At 63.8% G+C, this 20,677-nt stretch carries 22 protein-coding genes and 1 tRNA gene; 14 read left to right on the top strand and 9 right to left on the bottom strand.

Annotated features, from left to right (window positions below):
- The first annotated feature begins 54 nt into the window (after positions 1-54).
- The 11 genes from ruvB to B0E50_RS14990 all read left to right on the top strand — a co-directional run bounded on the left by ruvB (position 55) and on the right by B0E50_RS14990 (position 8,289).
- Entirely contained in the window at positions 55-1,104 is a 1,050-nt protein-coding gene (gene ruvB / locus B0E50_RS14940) for a Holliday junction branch migration DNA helicase RuvB (RefSeq protein ID WP_077442140.1), read from the top strand.
- On the top strand, positions 1,097-1,516 hold the full coding sequence (gene ybgC, locus B0E50_RS14945) for a tol-pal system-associated acyl-CoA thioesterase (protein WP_077442141.1): 420 nt from the start codon (positions 1,097-1,099) through the stop codon (positions 1,514-1,516). Before ruvB ends, ybgC begins: the two co-directional genes overlap by 8 nt.
- Before the next feature lie 33 nt (positions 1,517-1,549).
- Positions 1,550-2,233: a protein TolQ gene (tolQ, locus tag B0E50_RS14950; RefSeq protein ID WP_077442142.1), complete on the top strand. Its 684-nt coding sequence runs from the start codon at positions 1,550-1,552 to the stop codon at positions 2,231-2,233.
- A gap of 14 nt (positions 2,234-2,247) precedes the next feature.
- Positions 2,248-2,700, top strand: coding sequence for a protein TolR (gene tolR, locus B0E50_RS14955; protein WP_077442143.1), 453 nt, complete (start codon positions 2,248-2,250; stop codon positions 2,698-2,700).
- Entirely contained in the window at positions 2,687-3,628 is a 942-nt protein-coding gene (locus tag B0E50_RS14960; protein ID WP_077442144.1) for a cell envelope integrity protein TolA, read from the top strand. The genes tolR and B0E50_RS14960 overlap by 14 nt, the downstream gene beginning before the upstream one ends.
- Before the next feature lie 8 nt (positions 3,629-3,636).
- Positions 3,637-4,950 (top strand): Tol-Pal system beta propeller repeat protein TolB, encoded by a 1,314-nt coding sequence (tolB, locus tag B0E50_RS14965; protein WP_077442627.1) that lies wholly within the window; start codon positions 3,637-3,639, stop codon positions 4,948-4,950.
- Positions 4,951-5,196: 246 nt separating this feature from the next.
- The gene (gene pal, locus B0E50_RS14970; RefSeq protein ID WP_077442145.1) at positions 5,197-5,706 is read left to right on the top strand and encodes a peptidoglycan-associated lipoprotein Pal; all 510 of its coding nucleotides are present in this window, start codon (positions 5,197-5,199) and stop codon (positions 5,704-5,706) included.
- Positions 5,707-5,747: 41 nt separating this feature from the next.
- A complete protein-coding gene (gene ybgF, locus B0E50_RS14975) occupies positions 5,748-6,575 on the top strand; it encodes a tol-pal system protein YbgF (protein WP_077442146.1) in 828 nt (275 codons plus the stop codon).
- Positions 6,576-6,585: 10 nt separating this feature from the next.
- A complete protein-coding gene (gene queE, locus B0E50_RS14980) occupies positions 6,586-7,278 on the top strand; it encodes a 7-carboxy-7-deazaguanine synthase QueE (RefSeq protein WP_077442147.1) in 693 nt (230 codons plus the stop codon).
- Positions 7,279-7,454: 176 nt separating this feature from the next.
- Positions 7,455-8,150: a 7-cyano-7-deazaguanine synthase QueC gene (gene queC / locus B0E50_RS14985; RefSeq protein ID WP_077442628.1), complete on the top strand. Its 696-nt coding sequence runs from the start codon at positions 7,455-7,457 to the stop codon at positions 8,148-8,150.
- A gap of 63 nt (positions 8,151-8,213) precedes the next feature.
- Positions 8,214-8,289: transfer RNA gene (locus B0E50_RS14990), tRNA-Lys, on the top strand.
- A gap of 127 nt (positions 8,290-8,416) precedes the next feature.
- Here the strand turns inward: B0E50_RS14990 and phnD are convergent.
- The 6 genes from phnD to B0E50_RS15020 form a co-directional block, all read right to left on the bottom strand.
- Entirely contained in the window at positions 8,417-9,619 is a 1,203-nt protein-coding gene (gene phnD / locus B0E50_RS14995; RefSeq protein ID WP_343124522.1) for a phosphate/phosphite/phosphonate ABC transporter substrate-binding protein, read from the bottom strand.
- A 13-nt stretch (positions 9,620-9,632) separates the two neighbouring features.
- A complete protein-coding gene (locus B0E50_RS15000; protein WP_077442149.1) occupies positions 9,633-10,286 on the bottom strand; it encodes a response regulator transcription factor in 654 nt (217 codons plus the stop codon).
- 105 nt (positions 10,287-10,391) lie between these two features.
- Positions 10,392-12,272 (bottom strand): hybrid sensor histidine kinase/response regulator, encoded by a 1,881-nt coding sequence (locus B0E50_RS15005; RefSeq protein WP_254427304.1) that lies wholly within the window; start codon positions 12,270-12,272, stop codon positions 10,392-10,394.
- A gap of 116 nt (positions 12,273-12,388) precedes the next feature.
- Entirely contained in the window at positions 12,389-13,123 is a 735-nt protein-coding gene (locus B0E50_RS15010; protein ID WP_077442150.1) for a VTT domain-containing protein, read from the bottom strand.
- Entirely contained in the window at positions 13,120-13,677 is a 558-nt protein-coding gene (locus tag B0E50_RS15015; protein WP_077442151.1) for a nucleoside deaminase, read from the bottom strand. The genes B0E50_RS15010 and B0E50_RS15015 overlap by 4 nt, the downstream gene beginning before the upstream one ends.
- 12 nt (positions 13,678-13,689) lie before the next feature.
- On the bottom strand, positions 13,690-15,450 hold the full coding sequence (locus tag B0E50_RS15020; protein WP_077442152.1) for a glutamine--tRNA ligase/YqeY domain fusion protein: 1,761 nt from the start codon (positions 15,448-15,450) through the stop codon (positions 13,690-13,692).
- Between the two features lie 136 nt (positions 15,451-15,586).
- Between B0E50_RS15020 and B0E50_RS15025 the strand changes: the two genes are divergently transcribed.
- The 3 genes from B0E50_RS15025 to B0E50_RS15035 all read left to right on the top strand — a co-directional run bounded on the left by B0E50_RS15025 (position 15,587) and on the right by B0E50_RS15035 (position 18,405).
- On the top strand, positions 15,587-15,865 hold the full coding sequence (locus B0E50_RS15025) for a DUF2007 domain-containing protein (protein ID WP_077442153.1): 279 nt from the start codon (positions 15,587-15,589) through the stop codon (positions 15,863-15,865).
- 51 nt (positions 15,866-15,916) lie between these two features.
- On the top strand, positions 15,917-16,435 hold the full coding sequence (locus tag B0E50_RS15030) for an adenine phosphoribosyltransferase (protein ID WP_077442154.1): 519 nt from the start codon (positions 15,917-15,919) through the stop codon (positions 16,433-16,435).
- Positions 16,436-16,776: 341 nt separating this feature from the next.
- A complete protein-coding gene (locus B0E50_RS15035; protein WP_254427305.1) occupies positions 16,777-18,405 on the top strand; it encodes a GMC oxidoreductase in 1,629 nt (542 codons plus the stop codon).
- A 95-nt stretch (positions 18,406-18,500) separates the two neighbouring features.
- On the opposite strand, the gene B0E50_RS15040 is transcribed toward B0E50_RS15035, so the two are convergent.
- From B0E50_RS15040 to B0E50_RS15050, 3 genes are all read right to left on the bottom strand, one after another.
- Positions 18,501-18,890, bottom strand: coding sequence for a hydrogenase (locus B0E50_RS15040; RefSeq protein WP_077442156.1), 390 nt, complete (start codon positions 18,888-18,890; stop codon positions 18,501-18,503).
- A 92-nt stretch (positions 18,891-18,982) separates the two neighbouring features.
- Positions 18,983-19,747 carry a hypothetical protein gene (locus B0E50_RS15045; protein WP_077442157.1) on the bottom strand — a complete coding sequence of 255 codons (765 nt, stop codon included), beginning with the start codon at positions 19,745-19,747 and terminating at the stop codon, positions 18,983-18,985.
- Between the two features lie 327 nt (positions 19,748-20,074).
- Complete coding sequence (locus B0E50_RS15050; RefSeq protein ID WP_077442158.1) at positions 20,075-20,677, bottom strand: hypothetical protein; 603 nt, start codon at positions 20,675-20,677, stop codon at positions 20,075-20,077.

A 20,677-nucleotide genomic window follows, 5' to 3' on the forward strand; every position in this document is an offset into this window, starting at 1 on the left:
ATACGGGTTCCCTGAACCGGTCAGCCACGCTCGGTTCCTGCCATAATTCGCGGCATGACCGAGCATCGCATCATCACCGCCGCCGCGCAGCTCGACGACGAAGCGCTTGAGGCCACCATCCGCCCGAAACGGCTGACCGAGTATCTCGGCCAGCAGCCGGTGCGCGAGCAACTGTCGATCTACATCGAGGCAGCCAGGAAACGCGGTGGGGCGCTGGATCACGTGCTGATCTTCGGGCCGCCCGGGCTGGGCAAGACCACGCTGAGCCATGTCATCGCCAACGAGCTTGGCGTCAACGTGCGCGCGACCTCCGGCCCGGTGCTGGAGCGCGCCGGCGACCTTGCAGCGCTGCTGACCAACCTCGAGGCGAACGACGTGCTGTTCGTCGACGAGATCCATCGCCTGTCACCGGTGGTCGAGGAAGTGCTGTATCCGGCGATGGAGGACTTCCAGATCGACATCATGATCGGCGAGGGTCCTGCCGCACGCTCGATCAAGCTGGACCTGCCGCCGTTCACCCTGATCGGCGCGACCACCCGTGCAGGCATGCTCACCGCGCCCTTGCGGGACCGCTTCGGCATCGTGCAGCGACTGGAGTTCTATACCACCGAGGAGCTCACCGCGATCGTCCGCCGTGCTGCGCGCATCCTCGGTATCGTCTGCGTGCCGGAGGGTGCCCAGGAGATCGCTCGCCGTTCGCGTGGCACCCCGCGCATCGCCAACCGCCTGCTGCGCCGCGTGCGCGATTACGCCGAGGTGCGCGCCGGTGGCGAGATCACCCTCGCGGCGGCGCAAGCCGCGCTGGACATGCTGAAGATCGACCCGGAAGGTTTCGACGAACTGGATCGGCGCCTGCTCGGCCTGATCATCGAGAATTTCGACGGTGGCCCGGTCGGTGTCGAGTCGCTGGCTGCCGCATTGAGTGAGGATCGCGGCACGCTGGAGGATGTGGTCGAGCCGTACCTGATCCAGCAGGGTTACCTGATCCGCACGGCGCGTGGCCGCATGGTCAGCGCCAAGGGTTGGCGCCACCTGGGCTTCACGCCGCCGCCGCGCCAGGCGCAGGCGGCCGACCTGTTCAGTGCCGGGGCTGGCGATGTCTGAGCCCATGCAGAAGCCGCCTTTCAGCTGGCCGGTGCGGGTGTACTGGGAAGACACCGATGCTGGCGGCGTGGTCTATCACGCAGGCTATCTGCGCTTCATGGAGCGGGCCCGCAGCGAATGGATGCGGGCGCTCGGCGTCGACCAGTTCGCGTTCAAGCAGGCCACCGGGCTGGCCTTCATGGTGCGCGACATGCAGATCGACTTCCTCAAGCCAGCCCTGCTGGATGATGAACTGTTGGTGACGGTGGAAGTCAAAGAACGACGCGCAGCCAGTATCCTGTTCGCCCAGACGATCGCGCGGGCGGACGGCAGCAGCCTGATCCGCGCGCAGGTGCGGGTGGCTTGCGTGGATATCCTGCGCATGCGCGCGGCACCGATCCCGACCGACCTGATTTTCGAATCCATCCCCTGACAACCAAGCCGACTGGCGGAGAACCTTCAAGCAATGAACGGTGGACTGAACATTTTCTCGCTGATCGCGGATTCGAGCGTGCCGGTGCAGCTGGTGCTGCTGGTGCTGTTGGTGTTCTCGTTCCTGTCGTGGGTGATCATCATCCGCAAATACACCCAGACCAAGGCGGCGCTGCAGGACGCCGAGGCGTTCGAGGAGCGCTTCTGGTCCGGTGGTGACCTGGCCCAGTTGTTCCGCGAGGTCAGCAACCGCGGCGGCAACGGTGGCATCGAGAACATCTTCGAATCGGGCTTCCGCGAATTCGCCCGCCAGCGCCAGCGCAAGACCCACGACACGCGCAGCGTGATCGAGGGCTCCGAGCGCGCCATGCAGGTGGCTGGCACGCGCGAGATCGGCCTGCTCGAACGCAACCTGGAGTTCCTCGCCAACGTCGGTTCGATCAGCCCTTACGTGGGTCTGTTCGGTACCGTGTGGGGCATCATGGGTGCATTCCAGGGCCTGGGCGAGATGAAGGACGTCACCATCGCGGTGGTCGCGCCGCACATCTCCGAGGCGCTGATCGCCACTGCGATGGGTCTGTTCGCGGCGATCCCGGCACAGTGGGCGTACAACCGCTATGCCACGAAGGTCGAACGCATTGCCTCGCGCTATGACGTGTTCCAGGAAGAGTTCTCCTCCGTGCTGCAGCGGCAGATCCAGACCGACGACGTGGCCTGAGCGGAGCAGCAGTCATGGCCACTTCCCGGCGCCAGAAGCGCTACAAGCTCAAATCCGAAATCAACGTCGTGCCGTACATCGACGTGATGCTGGTGTTGCTGATCATCTTCATGGTCACCACGCCGATGATGAATTCCAGCGTCGACGTGCAGTTGCCGCAGGCCAATGCCAAGTCGCTGCAGCAGAAGAAGGACCCGGTGCTGGTCTCGGTGCTGCAGGACGGCCAGCTCTATCTCACCCTCAGCGGCGAGAAGAAGGAACTGGTCGACGAGAACACGCTGCAGGTCAAGGTGGGCGCTTTCGTGCGCGAGAACCCCGAAGTCAGCGTGCTGGTGGGCGGCGACGAACGCGGCAGCTACGGCGGCGTGTTCAAGGTGCTGGCCGACCTGCAGCAGGCCGGCGTCGCCAAGGTCGGCTTGATGGGTCAACCCGAACAGGGCAAGAGCGCGTCCGATGGACGAAAGTAAGGCGACGCCCAAGGCGGTCGTACTTTCCGCCATTCTGCACATCGGCATCGTGGGGTTTCTGTTCCTCGCGATCCTGCCGTGCTCAAGCTACGAGAATGTCTTCAATGCCCTGGGCCTGCCGGCCTGGATGAATCCGATCACCTGTTCTGCGCCGCTGCAGCTGCAGGGCCAGGTCATCGAGGCGACCCTGATCGGCACGACCGGCAGTCCGCCGCCGAAGGCGGTCAAGGTCAAGCCGGTGCCCAATACCGTGCCACCACCACCCACGGTCCCGCCGCCGCCCGTCCCGCCGCCGCAGACGCCGCAGGTGAAAGCCCTGCCGCCGCCGCCCGAGCATCCGGACGTCAAGGATCAGGAAAAGGTGGTCGAGGACGCGGCGCAGCAGGCCGATGCCAAGCAGCTGCAGGAAGAGAAGGAGCGGCAGCGCCAGTCCGAACTGGACGCGCAGGCAGCCAAGCAGAAAGAGGAAAAGCAGAAGCAGATCGATGCCTTGTTCGCCAAGATGGACGCGGCTGCCCAGCAGACGAAGAAACTGGACAACAAGGCGAAGCAGGCCAAGCAGCAGATGGACGATCTGAAGAATGCCCAGGATGATGCCCAAGCCGATCTGCCGGATGCAGCCCAGCGCCAGACCGGCAACAACAGTCCGAACAGCGACCTCAGCAGTGAGTATGCAGCAGCCATTCAGAATGCGGTCACGCCGAACTGGCTGCGGCCGGATAACATGCCGAGTGTTCCGTGCCAGGTTCATATCGTGCAATCACCTGGTGGCGACGTGCTGAGTGCCACCGTGGATTCCAGCTGCCCCTACGACGATGCCGGCCGGCGTTCGGTCGAAAATGCCGTGCTGCGCACCAAGACCTTGCCATACAAGGGTTTTGAGAGCGTGTTCCAGCGCAACCTAACCTTCACCTTCAGGCCGCAATGATCAAGCCCATGCGCAAATTCAGCCCAAGCTTCGCCCTCGTCCTGCTGGCCATCGCGGCGCTGTTCGTCGGCCCGGTCAGTGCCCAGTCGCTTAATGTCGACATCGTCGGCGGCGTCAAGACCGCCACGCCGATCGTGGTGGTGCCATTCGCCCAGCAGGGTGGGGCGCCGCTGTCGACCGACATTGCCGACGTGATGCGCAACGATTTCAACCGCTCAGGCAAGTTCCGCTCGCTGGCCAAGAGCGACATCGTGGAGACCCCGTCGCAGGGCTCCGACATCAAGTTCGCCACTTGGCGCTTGCTCAAGCAGGACTACATCACCGTCGGCCGCATCAGCGATGCCGGTGGCGGCATGCTGAAGGTCGAGTACGAGCTGTGGGACGTCAACAAGCAGCAGAGCCTGCTGGCGCAGGCGTTCACTGTGCCGGCCGGCGACCTGCGTGGCGTCGCCCACCAGATCGCCGACCAGATCTACGAGAAGATCACCGGCGTGCGCGGCGCGTTCTGGACGCGGATCGCCTATATCACCGCGGTTGGCCTGGGCAACGCCACCACCTATTCGCTGATCGTGGCCGACTCGGATGGCTACAACCCACAGGTCGTTGCCCGCTCCAAGGAGTCGCTGCTGTCGCCGGCATGGTCGCCGGACGGCCGCAAGATCGCCTATGTATCGTTCGAGAGCGGCAACTCGAACATCTACATCCAGGACATCACCACCGGCTCGCGCCAGCTGGTTTCGTCGCACAAGGGCATCAACGGCGCGCCGGCCTTTTCGCCGGACGGCAGCAAGCTGGCGCTCTCCCTGTCTTATGTCGGCAACCCGGAAATCTACGTGCTGGATCTGGGCAGCCGCCAGGAAACCCGGCTGACCACCAATCTGGCGATCGATACCGAGCCGACCTGGGCGCCGGATGGGCAGAGCATCTATTTCACCTCCGACCGTTCCGGTCGGCCGCAGATCTATCAGATTCCTGCCTCGGGCGGCACCCCCGAACGGATCAGCTTCCAGGGCCAGAACAATCTCAAGGCCTCGGTAAGCTACGACGGCAAGCAGATCGCAATGGTGCAGGGCAACGGGAACGTGTATCGTATCGCGATCGTGGATCGCAGCCTGGGTGGGCAGGTGCGTTACGTCTCGCCTGGTCCGCTTGACGACGCTGTCAGCTTTGCGCCCAACGCAAGCATGCTGCTGTACTCCTCCACCGAGGGTAGTCGCGGAGTTCTGTATTCGGTATCCAATGACGGAATGGTTCGGCAGCGGCTAGCACTTGCCGATGGCAACGTGCAGGAACCTGCCTGGGGACCCTACCGGCAACGCTGATTTTCCATGTTGCTACGCACCATGTGTGGCATCATGATGCCCAGGGATTGGGCCCGAACAGCGCCTCCGGCGCGTTTCGGTTTCCGGTCGCGACGCTTTGCCGCGTCGCTACCAGTCGGATCGATGTGCGTTATCGCGCACGAACGGTCTTACACGTGTCAAAATAACAGCCGGTTAACCGGCGTCGTTGTCCCGTAACCTCGATCGTCATCGTTTGTCGGAACTCAACTCGTAAGGAACGTCACCATGAATAAGACCGTTCGCGTCGCCCTGGTCGCCCTGCTGTGTGTTGGCGCGGCCGCCTGTTCCAAGAAGCAGGAAGTCAAGCCGCAGGCGCAGGCTCCAGAGCCGGTTGCTCAGACTGAGAGCAACCAGTCCAATGGCAAGTACACCCCCGCCGATCTCGATACCGATGCCTGCCTGCGTCAGCGCGTCGTGTACTTCGATTTCGACAAGACCGAAATCAAGCCGGAGTTCCAGCAGATCATGGCGTGCCACGCCAAGTACCTGCAGGATCGCCCGATGTCGCACATCCGTCTCGAAGGCAACACCGACGAGCGCGGTACGCGTGAGTACAACCTGGGCCTCGGCGAGCGTCGTGGCAATGCCGTGTCCAGCGCGCTGCAGTCGGCCGGTGGTTCGGCCAGCCAGCTCGAAGTGATCAGCTACGGCAAAGAGAAGCCGGTGTGCCGTGAGCACAACGAGGATTGCTGGAGCAAGAACCGCCGCGTCGAGATCGTCTACACGGCTCAGTAATGATGAAGCGACTGGCTAAGAGCCTTTCAGCCAGGATCGGCATGGCGGGCGCAATTGCGTCCGCCGTGCTGTTCGCGTTACCGGTATGTGCGCAGAGTTCACGGCTGAGTCTGGCCGATCGCGTCGCAGCGCTGGAACAGCAGGCACAGAACAAGGACCAGTCCGGCATCGGCATGGTCAACCAGATGCAGCAGCTGCAATCGCAGGTGCAGCAGCTGCAGGGACAGATCGAGGAATTGCAGCATCACCTGCAGGAACTCGAAGACAAGAACAAGGCCCAGTACACCGATCTCGACGCCCGTCTGGGCCGTATCGAGAACGGGGGCGGCGCCGCTGGCGCTGCCGCGGGTGGCTCACAAGCCCCGACGAACGCCAATCCGGCAGTTCCGGCGGCCGCCGCGGCTGCAGTCGTCGGCAACGCCCCGGCTGCGCAGCCCGCTGCTGCAGCTAGCGCGGGCAATGCGGAGGGCGCCGATCCGGCTGCCGCCCAGGGTGCCTACGACGTGGCCTTCAAGGCGATCCGTGCCGGTGATTATGTGCAGGCATCGCGCGAGTTCCGCAGCTTCATCAAGCAATATCCGAATCACCCGCTCACGCCCAACGCCTGGTACTGGCTGGGCGAGTCCTACTACGTCACCACCAATTACCCGGTGGCGCTGCAATCCTTCCAGCAGCTGCTCAGCCAGTTTCCGCAGAGCGAGAAGGCACCCGATGCGCTGCTCAAGGTTGGGTACAGCCAGCTTGAGCTGAAGCAGGATGCGGCCGCCAAGGCCACGCTGACCCAGGTGACTACCAAGTATCCGGGCTCCAAGGCTGCCAGTCTGGCCAAGGAACGCCTGCAGCGCATCCAGGCGCAGTCGGCCAACTGAGGTCGCTGCAATGAACGACAACAGCGCAAGCGTGGACGCTTCCACGCCTGTCGCGGCGGTCCCCGATCGGCTGCGCATCACCGAGATCTTCCACTCGATCCAGGGCGAGGCCGACGCGATCGGCTGGCGCACCGTGTTCGTGCGGCTCACCGGCTGCCCGCTGCGCTGCGTCTGGTGCGACACCGAGTATTCGTTCTACGGCGGTGACTGGCACGCGATCGACGACATCCTGGCCGAGGTGGCCTCGCATGGTGCCAAGCATGTCTGCGTGACTGGCGGCGAGCCGCTGGCGCAGAAGCGTTGCCTGATCCTGCTGCAGAAACTGTGCGATGCCGGTTACGAAGTGTCGCTGGAAACCTCCGGTGCGCTCGATGTCGCCGCGGTCGATCCACGCGTGCACAAGGTGATGGACCTGAAGGCGCCCGATTCGGGTGAGAGCAAGCGCAACCTGTGGTCGAACCTCGATCACCTGCTGCCGCACGACCAGATCAAGATCGTGATCGCCAGTCGCGTCGACTACGAGTGGGCGCGTGCGATGCTGGGCGAGCATGCGCTGGCGGATCGCTGCATGGTGCTGTTCTCGCCGGTGCACGGTGCGGTGCAGCCGCGCGAGCTGGCCGAGTGGATCATCGCCGACAGGCTGCCGGTAAGATTTCAGTTGCAGCTGCACAAGCTGCTGTGGAACGACGCGGCGGGACATTAGATTTGTGCGTTCATCCATGAGCGCAAAGATCAAAAAGCGGCCATCCATGGTCGCACTCTTCAAAAAAATCCGCGCTGTGGCCATGTTGTTGCAAGCGGCAAGAAAACCCGCGCGCCGGCCTGTGTTGCCGGTGGCGTTCGCGGCCGGTGACCGGTCACTTCTGTGTGGAATACATCATGTCTCAAAATTCATTGCGCAAGGCCGTCGTGCTGGTTTCCGGTGGCATGGACTCGGCGGTCACCATTGCGATCGCACGTGAGCAGGGTTACCAGGTGCATGCGTTGAGCGTGGCCTACGGCCAGCGCCACAACTCTGAGCTGGCTGCCTCCGAGCGGGTTTCGCACATGCTCGGTGCGGTGGAACACAAAACGGTCAGCGTCGACTTGCGCAGCATCGGTGGTTCCGCGCTGACCGCCGACATCGATGTGCCGCTGGACGACGGTGCACATGATGGTGACGGGCACATTCCGGTGACCTATGTGCCTGCGCGCAACACCATCATGTTGTCGATTGCGCTCGGCTGGGCCGAGGTGCTCGGTTCCAGCGATATCTGGTGCGGCGTAAACGCGGTTGACTACTCGGGTTATCCGGATTGCCGTCCCGCTTTCATCGAAGCCTTCGAAGCACTGGCGAATGTCGCCACCAAGGCCGGGGTCGAGGGGGGCAGCATCCGCATCCACGCCCCGCTGATGCGCATGAGCAAGGCGGACATCGCCCGTGAGGGCCAGCGCCTCGGCATCGATTTCTCGGCGACGGTGAGCTGCTACCAGGCCGACGACGAGGGGCGTGCCTGCGGCCATTGCGATGCCTGCCGGTTGCGTGCGCTGGGCTTCCGCGAGGCAGGTCTGGCCGACCCCACTCGCTACGTCTGAGCATGTCGTTGCTTGTGCGGTTGCCGTCCAGCCCGTAAAATTGTCTGCTTGAGTTTTGCAAATGGGTCGTTAGCTCAGTTGGTAGAGCAGTAGACTTTTAATCTATTGGTCCCGGGTTCGAATCCCGGACGACCCACCAATCAAGAAACCCGCACGATCCATGATTATGCGGGTTTTCTTTGCCGGAATGGTTTCGGTGCAATGCGGTTTCGGAGGCGGTCCAGTCAAGATGACGCGCGGGCTTCATTCCCTTCGGCCGCAGACAGTCAGGGCCCATCACCTCGATATGGCAGATCCATAGGCTGGTTCGCCTTGAGCAGCCGCACCAGGTGCTGGTGATCGCTCTCGATTTTCTGCAGGCGTGCCTGCATCGCTGCGTCATTGACCCATTGCGCGCTGAGCGCGCGGCGGCGTTCCAGCGAGTAGTTGATATCGGCAAACGGTACCAGGGTAGCGTCGTCGGCTGGCGCAAAACCGCTGATGTCGTGGATCAGTTTCAGCTTGGCACGCTCGGCCGCCACATTCGGGCCGACCTTTGCATAGTGGGTGATGAAGTCCGCAATGGATGCCCGCAGCTGTGGCGACAGGTCGCTGCGCACGATGATGACGGCATGGGGGATCAGGGTGGATTTCCACAAGATGCGCAGGCGCGCGTACTGCTCCGGGAAGTGTTGGGCGAAGCGTTCCAGGTCGGCGGTGTTGTTGGTGGCCACGTCCACTTCGCCGTTGGCCACCGACAGTGCATTGTTCTGGTGGTTGTTGACCTGGACGCTGGCGAAGAACGTGTCCGAATCGAGCTTGTGGCTGGCGAACAACTGGGTCTCGGGCACCAGGTAGCCCGACGTCGACAGTGACTCCCCGCGTGCGAAACGCCAGTGGCCCGGGTGGCTGTACAGGTCATCCAGGGTACGGATCGGCGAGTCCTTCAGTACCAGCAGGACCGAATAATAGCCATGCGAACCGTCGCCGCGGGTGAGCTGGGCGATGACTTGCATGCGGTCGCGAGTGACTGCATCGAGGGCGATCACACCGGAGACAAAGGCGACGTCCACGCGATCTTCCGACATCGCCTGCGCCAGGCCTTCATAGGTACTCACCGAGATACTGTGGATGGGGCGTTGCAATGCGTTGCCCATGTCGTCCAGCATCGGTCGCCATGCGTCCAGTGATTCGGACGGGCCGCCGATCGGCAGAATGCCGAATGTCAGAGACGACGATGGCTTGATGGCATCGGTGGCGTACAGGGGCAGGCAGGCCAGAACCAGCAGTGCGGCAAGCCAAACTGCGACCTGTGATCTGCGAGGCTTTGATCTGTCAGCGCTGCGTTTTCCCGGCACGGAACCACTCCCTTGTGGTTGATCACAGCATCGCAGCCATGCGCACGGGGTCATCTCCCCCCATCCTTGCCGATCAGCATACGCCGTGCCGATGCACGGCATGTTACGCCTGCCGTGACAGGCATCACACATAAGATACTGCTTTCTAGAGTCCGCTGATGCGTCGGGAGGCTACCGCGGCCTCGACCCGGTTGCGTACCTTGAGCGCGCGGAAGATCGCCGCCAGGTGGATCTTGACGGTGCCTTCGCTGATGCCGAGATTATGGGCAATGACCTTGTTCGGCTTGCCTTGCGACAACAGCCGCAATACGTCGACCTGGCGTTCGGTGAGCAGCTTGCGCAGCCGTTCCTCCATCGAGGCTGCCGCCTCATCCTGCGAGGCAGTCCTGGTGGCGTCATCCAGATCCTGCAGCAGCATGGGGGGCACGTAGACGCCACCGCACAGCACCAATCGCACCGCCGACAGCATCACCTCGGGTGAATAGGCCTTCGGGATGAACCCCTGCACGCCCATCGCCAGCAATGCCTTCATCAGCGCCGGATCTTCCGATCCCGAGAGCACGATCACCGGTACGCCGGGCAACTGGCGTATGGTTTCAGCCAGATGTGCGTGGCCATCACCACCGGGCATGGCCAGGTCGATCAGCGCCAGGTCGGGCGCGGGATCGTGTTGCAGCGAATGGCGCAGCTGGTCGACATCCATCGCCACCGAGAATTCGGTATCTGCACCGAGTTCGGCGAGTTTGATTTTGACACCTTCGACGATCAGCCGATGATCGTCCGCGATCAGTATCCGCATATCCGTTCCTCGTGGCGGTATCGTGGCATTCCGGCCGCTGCCCATCGTCCGCAGCAACATACCCTCGCCACATGCCCGCAGCAACTTGTCGAAACAAGGGTCATGTCAGGCCACATGGTGCGAGGACGTCCAGACGGCCATCATGGCCTCGCGCAACTGTTCCGGTGACACTGGTTTGTAGAGCACCGGAATCCTCGCCGCCTTGATTTCATGCAGGCGGTCACTGCGCGTTTCACCGGTGATCAGCAGGCGTGGAAAAGGCGGCGTGCCATCGCGCATGTAGTAGTGATCCAGCGCCGCCAGCGCGTCCAGGCCGCTTTTGCCGTCGCGCAGATGCAGGTCGGAGATCACGATGTCAGGTTGCTCCGGCCAGTCTTCGGCAGCTTCCAGCGCCTGCGAGCGATCTTCGGCGGTCGCCACGTCGCAACCCCAACTGCGCAGCAGATAACGGATGCCGGAAAGAATCGCCGGTTCGTCATCGATCACCAGCACGCGCATGCCGGATACGTCCAGTGGCGCTGCGTCGATCTGCTGGGTATGGATCGGGCGGGCCGGTGCTTCGCATACGTGGAAGCTGAACACGCTGCCGCGCCCCGCATGGGACTTCAGCAGGACACGGGTATCCAGCAGTTCGGCCAGACGCTGCACCGTGGCCAGGCCGAGGCCGAGGCCGCGGTGCTGGCGACCGCCTGAGTGGTCTGTGCTGCCTGGATTGTCCACCCGGTAAAACTCGTCGAAGACGCGTTCCCGGTGTTCGGGTGCGATGCCACTGCCGGTATCCCACACATCAATCCGCACGGTGCCGTCCAGACGCCGGCGCGCGCCAACCAGCACACCGCCCTCCTGGGTATAGCGCAGCGCATTGCTGACCAGGTTGTTGAGGATGCGCGCAAGCATGGTGCGGTCGCTGCGCACCCACAGGTCGGTGGTGCGCACGGTCAGGCGCAGATCCTGCTGCTCGGCGATCATGCGGAAGTTGCGGCTGACTTCCTCGAACACCGGGTCCAGCGGGAATTCGCTGATCTCGATCTGCATCGCGCCGGTTTCCAGCCGCGACAGGTCGAGCAGCTCGCTGAAGAGGTGGTCGAGCGCCTCCACGCATTCCTGGATGTGCGCGATGCGGTCCAGCCGGACCGGATCGTGTTCGTCGACCGCGAGTGCAGAAGAGAACAGGGTCAACGCATACAGCGGCTGGCGCAGGTCATGCGAAGCGGAAGCGAGGAAGCGCGCCTTGGCCACGCTGGCTGCCTCGAGCGCAGCATTCTTGCGCGCGAGTTCCAGGGTGGCCTGTTCAATCTCCTGCGCCATGCCACGGTGCATGTCGAACAAGGCTGCGGCGGCGCTGTTGAAGCCGTGTTGCAGTTCGCCGATTTCGGTCTGGTCCGTTACGCGGACGGCTACCGGATGATCACCATGCCCGAGTTCGTGCACCGCACGTGCCAGATGCCGCAGCGGCGCGCTGATCCAGCTTGCGGCCTGCCATGCAATCACCGTCGCGACCAGCAGGCTTGTCGCCAACGCCAGCAGCGCGACGCGCAGGCTGGCATGTTGCGCGGCAATCGCATCGCCCACGCTCACGTCGATCATCACCGATCCCAGCGGCGCAGCCTGTGGCTGGTCGCTGTCGAGCACGTCGCGCACCACGGTCAGGTTTTCCTGCGGATGGGTTTCGCTGCGGCCATGCCTGTCAGCGAGGATCTCCCCGTTGGCGGCACGGATCTGCACATGGGCCACATGCGGAAGATTGGCGATGGACTGCGCAATGCGTATCAGCTCACGTCGCTGCATGTCGTGCAGCGGGCCCGCGGTGATCGACGCTGCCTGGGTGGCGACGGCATCGGCCGTGTTCTGGCCCATGCTGCGCAGAGTAATCAACTGATAATGGGTCAGGATGGCCACCAGCAAGGATGCCGTGACCAGGGTTGGTACCAGCGCGACGAAGGCCAGTCGCTGCATCAGCGAGGCACGACGCCAGAGCCGTTTCATCCAGAACCTGGCCATCTCGTCTATCCGATCCCCGACATGGTTCCCGTCGGTACCGAGCCTAGCGCGAAATGCGACGTTCGACAGCCCGACCAAAAGACGTCGGCTGGACGGCCAGGTCAGTTGTCGTCGTTTGTCGGGGCCGGTTCGGCCCGGGGATGCCGGTATTTCAGCAGCAGCCGTTCGACCAGGAGCGGCAACAGCGAGAGCAGGGTGACGCCACACAGCGGCAACCAGACCGGACGGTACAGCAGCAGGCTCAGGCCCATGCTGTCGCCATGGCTCAGGGCCTCACCGATGCCGGCGCCGATCTGGCTCTCGAAGATCAGCATCACGGTGCCTCCGAGCCAGGTGGCGCCAAGGAACAGCCACAACGGGCAGCGCAGCCATGCCAGGCTCACCGTGACCATGCCGAACGGCACGATCGGCACGAAGCGCAGGAACAGCGTGTAGCTCACCGGGTGGCGTTCGAAGCTGTGGTGCAGCTTGGCAACGATCACGGGTGGATGCTTGCTGCCGACCCCGAACGCGTAGCGACTGGCCAGATAGAGAATCAGTGAGCCCAGGGTCAGGCCGACGGATGAACACAGCGTGCCGTCGACCGTGCCGAACGCGAAGCCGCCGGCCAGGATCACCACGATCGTGCCGGGGATGCCGGTGGAGGTGGCGAGAGTCAGCAGGCCGATGAAGATCAGCCGGGTCAGCCAGGGATGTTCAGCAATCCGTGCGTGCAGCTGTTGCTGGTGCGCCACCAGGTTTTCCGGGCTCAGTCGGTCGAGCATGCCGGACGCGAATAGCACGACGCCGGCCAGTACCAGCAGAATCAGGGGCAGCGCGGCGCGCAGGCGGCTCAATACGATGTACCGTTGGCGCCGAAGATGGCCAGCACGGCGCGTGCCTGGTCACGCAGGATGTCGCGCCGGACGGTGATGTTGCGGCGCTGCAGTTCGCCGAGCCAGTCAGTCGGCAGCGGGCCTTCGTCGAATTCGGTGAGCTCCTCGACATCTTCCGCACGCGCGCCGATCAGCAGCTCGTCGACACCGGCCCAGATCGTGGCGCCGTAACACTGGCAGCACGGTTGCGCGCTGGTGGCCAGAATGTAGCGGCCGCCCTGTTCGTTGAGCCGAAAGGCCGCGAGCCGCTGCTGCGCGGTCATGTACGCCATCATTTCCGCGTGCGCCACCGAGCAGGTCTGCGGCACCACGCGGTTCACGCCGACCGAGATCAATCGGCCCGTTTCGTTGAAGACTGCCGCGCCGAACGGGCCACCATGACTGCGTTCGACATTGTGTTTCGACAACTCGATCGCCAAGCCGACCCTGTCCTCGTCGCTGAGATAGGCCCGGCTCTCGTCGGCCACGTCACCAATCCATGGCGGCAGGGTCAGGTGGATCTGCAGAGGCAGCATGATTCTCTCCGCTTACTGGCCGGCCGGTTTCGCCCATACATCGCGCAAGGTCACGGTGCGGTTGAACACCGGTGCCGTGGCGCGATGATCGACGCGATCGGCCACGAAGTAGCCCAGCCGCTCGAACTGGAAGCGCTGCTCCGGCTCGACATGGGCGGCAGCCGGTTCCAGCCATGCCTGTACCACGCGCTTGGCGTCCGGATTGACGTGTTCGAGCCAGCTCTTGCCATCTTCCTCGTTCTCCGGCGCGGCCACGTTGAACTGGCGGTCGTACAGGCGCACCTCGGCGGCCACCGCGTGCTGCGCGCTGACCCAGTGGATCGTGCCCTTCACCTTGCGATCCGCACCGGGAAGGCCGTGGCGCGTTTCCGGATCGAGCGTGCCGCGCAGCTCGGTCACGTTGCCGTCGGCGTCCTTGATGACCTGCTCGCACTTGACGATGCCGACGCCGCGCAGGCGCACCTCGCCCTCGGGTTTCAGGCGGTGGAAGCCCTTCGGCGGCACCTCGGCGAAATCCTCGCGCTCGATCCACACCTCGCGGGAGAACGGGACTTCGCGGGTGCCGAAGCTTTCATCCTTCGGATGATTGGCAAAGCCCAGCGTTTCCTCGTGGCCTTCCGGCAGATTGGTCAGTACCAGCTTGAGTGGATCGAGCACGGCCATGCGGCGTGCCGCAGTGGCGTCTAGATCCTCGCGAATGCAGCCTTCCAGCACCGCATAGTCGATCACGCTGTTCTGCTTGCTGACGCCGACGCGTTCGATCAGCAGGCGCAAACCGGCCGGCGTGAAGCCGCGCCGGCGCAAGCCGCGCAACGTGTTCATGCGCGGATCGTCCCAGCCGTCGACATAGCCTTCGCTGACCAGCTGCGCCAGCTTGCGCTTGCTGGTGATGCAGTAGCTGAGGTTGAGGCGCGAGAACTCGATTTGGCGCGGCTTGGCCGGCTTCGCCTCCAGACCGGCGGCGACCACCGACTGCCACAACTCGGGATGGTTCGGCAGATCGACCTTGTCGACGAACCAGTCATACAGCGGCCGGTGATCCTCGAACTCCAGCGTGCACAGCGAATGGGTGATGCCTTCCATCGCATCGGACAGGCAGTGCGCATAGTCGTACATCGGGTAGATCGGCCACGCGTCGCCGGTGTTCTGGTGGGTGACCTTGCGGATGCGGTAGATCGCCGGGTCGCGCATATTGATGTTGCCGGCACTCATATCGATCTTCGCGCGCAGCGTCTTGCTGCCGTCGGCGAACTCGCCCGCGCGCATGCGGCGGAACAGGTCGAGGTTCTCCGTCACCGAACGGTCGCGGTACGGCGAGTGGCGACCGGGCGCGGTCAGCGAGCCGCGGTATTCGCGCATCTCCTCGGCGTTGAGATCATCCACATACGCGACGCCGTCTTCGATCAGCTTGATCGCCGAGCGGTAGAACACCTCGAAATAATCCGAGGCATGGCGCAGCGAATGCCACTCGAAGCCGAGCCAGCGCACGTCGTCCTTGATGCCCTCGACGAACTCCGGGTCTTCCTTGCCCGGGTTGGTGTCGTCCAGGCGCAGGTTGCACCAGCCCCTGAACTCGCCCGCGATGCCGAAGCTCAGGCAGATCGCCTTGGCGTGACCGATATGCAGGTAGCCGTTCGGTTCCGGCGGAAAGCGCGTGTGCACCACATGGTGCTTGCCCGTGGCGAGGTCGTCGCGCACGATCTGCCGGATGAAATCCTGGGGAACGGCCGCAGTCGATGTAGCGGGAGCGGCAACGGGATTTTCAATCGACATCGGGCAAAACTCGCGTGCGGTGGTGGAAACACCCAAGTTTACCCTGTCGGCGCTACCGGGCGCAGATCGCCCCGGAGACGAGGCGGGACAAGGCCTCGCTTGCCTCGCGCCCATGCCGGGGCGTAGCGTGCAGGCCATGCACACCGTCTATCGCGCCGAAAACCTGTTCGATGCCCACCTGGTCAAGGATGCGCTGGAGGCCGGTGGCATTCCGGCCTTCATTGCCGGCGAATACCTCACCGGCGCCGTAGGCCAGCTGCCGGCAATGAACTTCATCGAGGTGCGGGTGCCCGAGTCGAGCCTGGCGCTCGCCAGCGGCATCGTGAGCGAGGTCGAAGCCCAGCTTAGCGAAGCGCGGCTGGCGATCGACGAGGTCGGCGATCAGCCCGACGGTCCGTTGCTCATGCCCTGCTGAACAGGGTCAGCCAACACGTTTTCGCGATCGCATCATTCCCAAGGAAGCTCCATGCGAGACCTCGCCGCACTGATCCGTGCCGTGCCGGATTTCCCCACGCCCGGTGTGATGTTTCGCGACGTCACCCCGCTGCTCGCCGATGCCGACGGCTTCGCCCGCTGCATCGACGCGCTGGCCGAGCCATGGCAGGGCAGCGGCGTGCAAGCCGTGTGCGGCATCGAGGCCCGCGGCTTCATCTTCGGCGCCGCGCTGGCGCAGAAGCTGCACGCCGGCTTCGTGCCGCTGCGCAAACCCGGCAAGCTGCCACCACCGGTCGTGACGGTGGACTATCAGCTGGAATACGGCAGTGATCGACTGGAAGCGCAGCGCGATGCGCTCAAGCCCGGTGAGCGCGTGTTGCTGGTCGATGACGTACTGGCCACCGGTGGCACGCTGGCAGCGGCCAGGGCCTTGATCGAGCGCCTTGGTGGCGAACTGGTGGGGGCCGGGGTGGTTATCGAATTGACCGGACTGCACGGACGGGAGCGTTGGTCAGGCGATCAACGGTTGCACAGCCTGTTGCGTTACTGAAGCATGCGGATGCGTTGTCCGATCGGGGTAGGCCGTTCGATCTGAGGCAATGTGTGCCACAGACATTCACACTATCGGCGCATAATCCGCCGGCGCGCCCTCCACCCGGGTTCCGCAACGGCCCTGGCAGGAACGGGCCAAGTGTGGGGGCAAAGCGAGAGGTTTTCAGCGCGCTGCGGGAGATTTTCAGTGCCCGGCATGGCTGAGACGGTGCGACTGGGGGCATGTACATGACGCGCTTCGGGGGAGGGTGAATGACGATCGACTACCTTGACGGGACCGCTCCGACCGATGTCGAGGCGGATATCTGCATCATCGGGGCGGGTCCTGCAGGAATCGCCATGGCCCGGACGTTCATTGGCACCGCACTGAGCGTATGCGTGATCGAAAGCGGCGGATTGGCCGGCGAAGAAAGTAGCCAGGCACTCTACGAAGGCCTCTCCATCGGATCCCCGGAGTTCGATGCGGGCATCTCCCGATTGCGTGCATTCGGCGGCAGCTGCAATCTCTGGGGTGGTGGCTGCATTCCGTTGAGCAGTTCGGACCTGGCAGAGCGTGACTGGGTCCCGCACAGCGGCTGGCCGCTCTCGTATGCCGAGCTCGAGCCGTACTACGTTCGCGCACAGGCGTTTTGCCAGATCGGATCCCACGATTTCGTGGACGGTTCGTTCCTGACTCCGCCAGCGCGTGCGCCGGTTTCCTTCGACGCCAGCAAACTGGTCAACCAGATCTTTGTGCGCAGCCCGATCCTGTTCGGCGCGGCGTATCGGTCCGAGCTGGAGCAGGCCCCGAACATCACGGTCCTGCTGCATGCCAATCTGCTCGAACTCGAGGCCAGTCTTTCCGGTACCTCCGTACGTCAGGCCCGCATCGGATCGCTTGGTGGACGGCAGGGCGTCGTACATGCACGGCACTACGTGCTTGCCTGTGGCGGCATCGAGAATGCACGGCTGCTGTTGTCGTCGGATTCCGTGGCGCGGCATGGACTGGGCAATGACCATGACCTGGTCGGGCGCTACTTCATGGACCATCCCACCGGCAAGCTCGGCACGTTTTTCACGGATGCTCCGGATCGCCTCACACGGCCCTACGACCGCACGGGAGGGAAAGGTTCCGCGCCTTCATTTCCTGAAATCGGCTTGTCGGACGAGGCGCTGAAGGCTTACCGCCTGTTGAATGGACGCGTCCGCCCGGTCGCCGTGGAAGGTCCGATCCCGAAGGGGATACGCGCCTTGCGCGAGCTGCGCGCCACACTTCACCCACCCAGGCAGGACGAGAGCTCGGCGCTGGAGGAGCGGCTTTGCGCCGCACTGAAAAACGGTTCGCGCATCAATCCGGATGTGACTGCCGAACCTCCGGCGGGACTCGGCAGGCTGGCCCTGCGCCTGGGCCTGGGTGCGGGAGATGTCGCCAGGGCCTACGTGCGCAAGCTGGCCGACCAGCCTGCGGTGAAGAGCGCCCACGTCGACCTGATCGGCTATTTCGAGCAGGCGCCCAATCCCGACAGCCGGATCGTGCTGGCTACGGAACGCGACGCCCTCGGTCAGCGCAAGGCCTGTGTCGACTGGCGACTCAGCGCGCTCGACCGGCATACGTACCGCACCGCTGCGGCCTTGTTCGGCGCGGAACTCACGCGTGCATGTGGCGGCCGTTTCCAGCCCGAGCAGTGGATTGGCGACGAGGACAGCGCAGTCCCGCAAGTCCGCGGCACCGCCCATCATCTGGGAACGACGCGGATGTCCGATGACCCGCGGCAAGGCGTCGTCGATCGCCACTGTCGCGTGCATGGCATCGACAACCTGCATGTCGCGGGCAGCTCGGTCTTTCCGACCGGTGGCTGGGCGTTTCCGACCTTCACCATCGTCGCCCTTAGCCTGCGTCTTGCCGAGCACCTGCGCATGCACATGACATCGCATGCCGCACTGGTCGAGCCAGGCGCGTCAGCCTCATATGCCGGCGCGGTGGCGTAACGCGCTACAGCTCAATCGGTGTTTCTGACGTGGTGCAGCTCGGTGTTGCCGGGCTTTGGCGTGTGCAGTCAACGCTTGTAAGGAAGGGTTGGTCGTCAGCGTGCCGCAGCGCGCCGCAGTCCCCGAAGAATAAGGATGCTGGAGGCAACGATTGCTATCCCGACGCTCATGAAACCAAGCGTCACGAAACTCTCCTGCCACGGCTGTGCGCTGCGACCCGCGGCGTTAATCGGAGACATGGCCGCCGTACCCAATATCGCCGCCAAGGTGGTTATTGCCCAATTCGCATACGTGCCATACAGCGCACTCCAATAGGCTGCAGTCGTCAGTCGCGGAGACAGTCGCACTTCCGTCCAGATGGCGCCCAGCGCGACAAGGAAGGTTCCATTCATGCCCCCTTCCAGATGGGCGGCGAGGCCCATGCGCGGATTGGTGAAGCGCTGCTCGACGAGGCCGGTGAGAAGGCCGATCAGGAACAGCAGCATTCCATGCCAGAGCAGTCGTCGTTTGGTGTCTTACATCTTGCTGACCCCTATCTGCTTTTCTGCATCGATAGAAGCTGCCCGTGAGGTCGGAGTCATCCGGCAAGGCTTTCAAAAGCCAGGGCGATGCGCATCCAGGCCGGCGTGGCGGCAAACACCACCGTGAGCACCTGCTGGGCAACGACGGCAGCACCGCCGTAGAGATACACCGGATGAGGCCGTCCGCGCGTGCGCCAGTCGAACACGATGGCGACAACAATGAAAAGATCTGCGACGAGCCCAGGTGGTATCGACACGTACGGCGGTGGCGGACCTGCTGCCGCACCGGGAGGAGCAAGCATCGTCAGGAACACGCGCGCGATGGCCGGGGTCATCATCGTGGCCATCAGCAGCGTCATCAGGCGTTTGTGTACCTGCGGACGCCGAATGTTGACGATCGCCAGGACAAACAGGCCGACCAGCAACGGCCATGCGCATAACGTGACGGCGGCGAAGCGGCGCGCGGCATCGCCCACGCCAGCGGCCTCGTCCCGCTTGATCACGGCCATTTCGCCCACCAGGATGACGCAGGCAATGACGGTGAACAGCGCGATGCCGGCCAGTCCCCATGCACGGTGATCAATCGTGCGCCCTGAGGCGACCAGTGCCGTCTGGACAAAGTAAAAGCAGGTCCAGGTGAACATCAGTACGCCGTGGATATGGATGATCGGGGGCGCGTGGAAGGTGCCGGCCGCCACGGGCGCCCAGTAGGTCGGTACAAAGCCGCCAAAGGCGACCAGAATGAACGCGCCAGCCATCCATACGTAGAAATATCGGCTTTCGGCACGTATCGCGCCGACCCCGGCAACTGTCGCATTCATATGCTTGTTCCCCCCTGTCGAGGCAATGCGGAGCATGCCTTCGCCATGCAAGAGCTTTCACTCGAAACGCGGATCGCGCGAATACATCGACATGCCGGTCCGACAAATTCAGGTCCCATCGCCCCGCGAGCCGGGGTTATCGCTACCACCACTGGTTAGGGCAGGTACAAAGGCATGCTCTGCAGCCGGCGTGCAAGTATTCATGTCGGAGCCTCCCTGGTGCAGGCGAGCATCGCAAGATCATGCTGCAGCAGCCGGGGATTGGCGGGAATATCCCGTATCGGCTAGAACAAACGGACATGGTGGTTTGCCGCAGCAGTCATCCAGTCAGCGTGGCGTCACCAGTTCAAGGCTTTCCACGTAGACCAGCTCGCATGCTCCAGCACCGACATCGTCGCGGGTCATCGAGGTGTTCCAGTGCCAGCCGCCGGGTCGGCTGGCGTCAACCAGGAAACCTTCGATGTGCACGACTTCGCCCGGACGCACTTCCCTGAGGTTGTGCAGCACGCCGGCATCGGCGGGAATCATGTGCATGTTGGCGCTATGCGTCTCGATCTCGCGACGCGGGATCGGGAATTGCTTCACGTGCCAGTAGTAGAAACGGTCGGACTGGCTGATGTCGATGTTCGCCAGCACGGCGCTGTCGGACATGCGGCCCCAGCCGAGCGCGAGGTCCTCGGGAATCAGTTTGCCGTCGGCGCCCCAGGAGTAATCGGCGCGCGACAGCACGCGGGCGGTAAGGATGAAGCGGGCGCGGGTGGTGAGGGTCACGTCGCCTTGCTGCAGCTTCGCGCCATCGTCGATGTTGTCCTGCTCGGGTTCGTCCGGCGCCAGCACGCCGGGTGGCTGCTGCAACGGGCGGTGGTGCCACCACGACGCGCCGCCCCACAACACTAGCAGCAGGGCAGCGGCAACGAGGAGCTTGCGCAT

Source organism: Rhodanobacter sp. C01 (genome assembly GCF_002001045.1).
In the GTDB taxonomy this organism is placed as follows: domain Bacteria; phylum Pseudomonadota; class Gammaproteobacteria; order Xanthomonadales; family Rhodanobacteraceae; genus Rhodanobacter.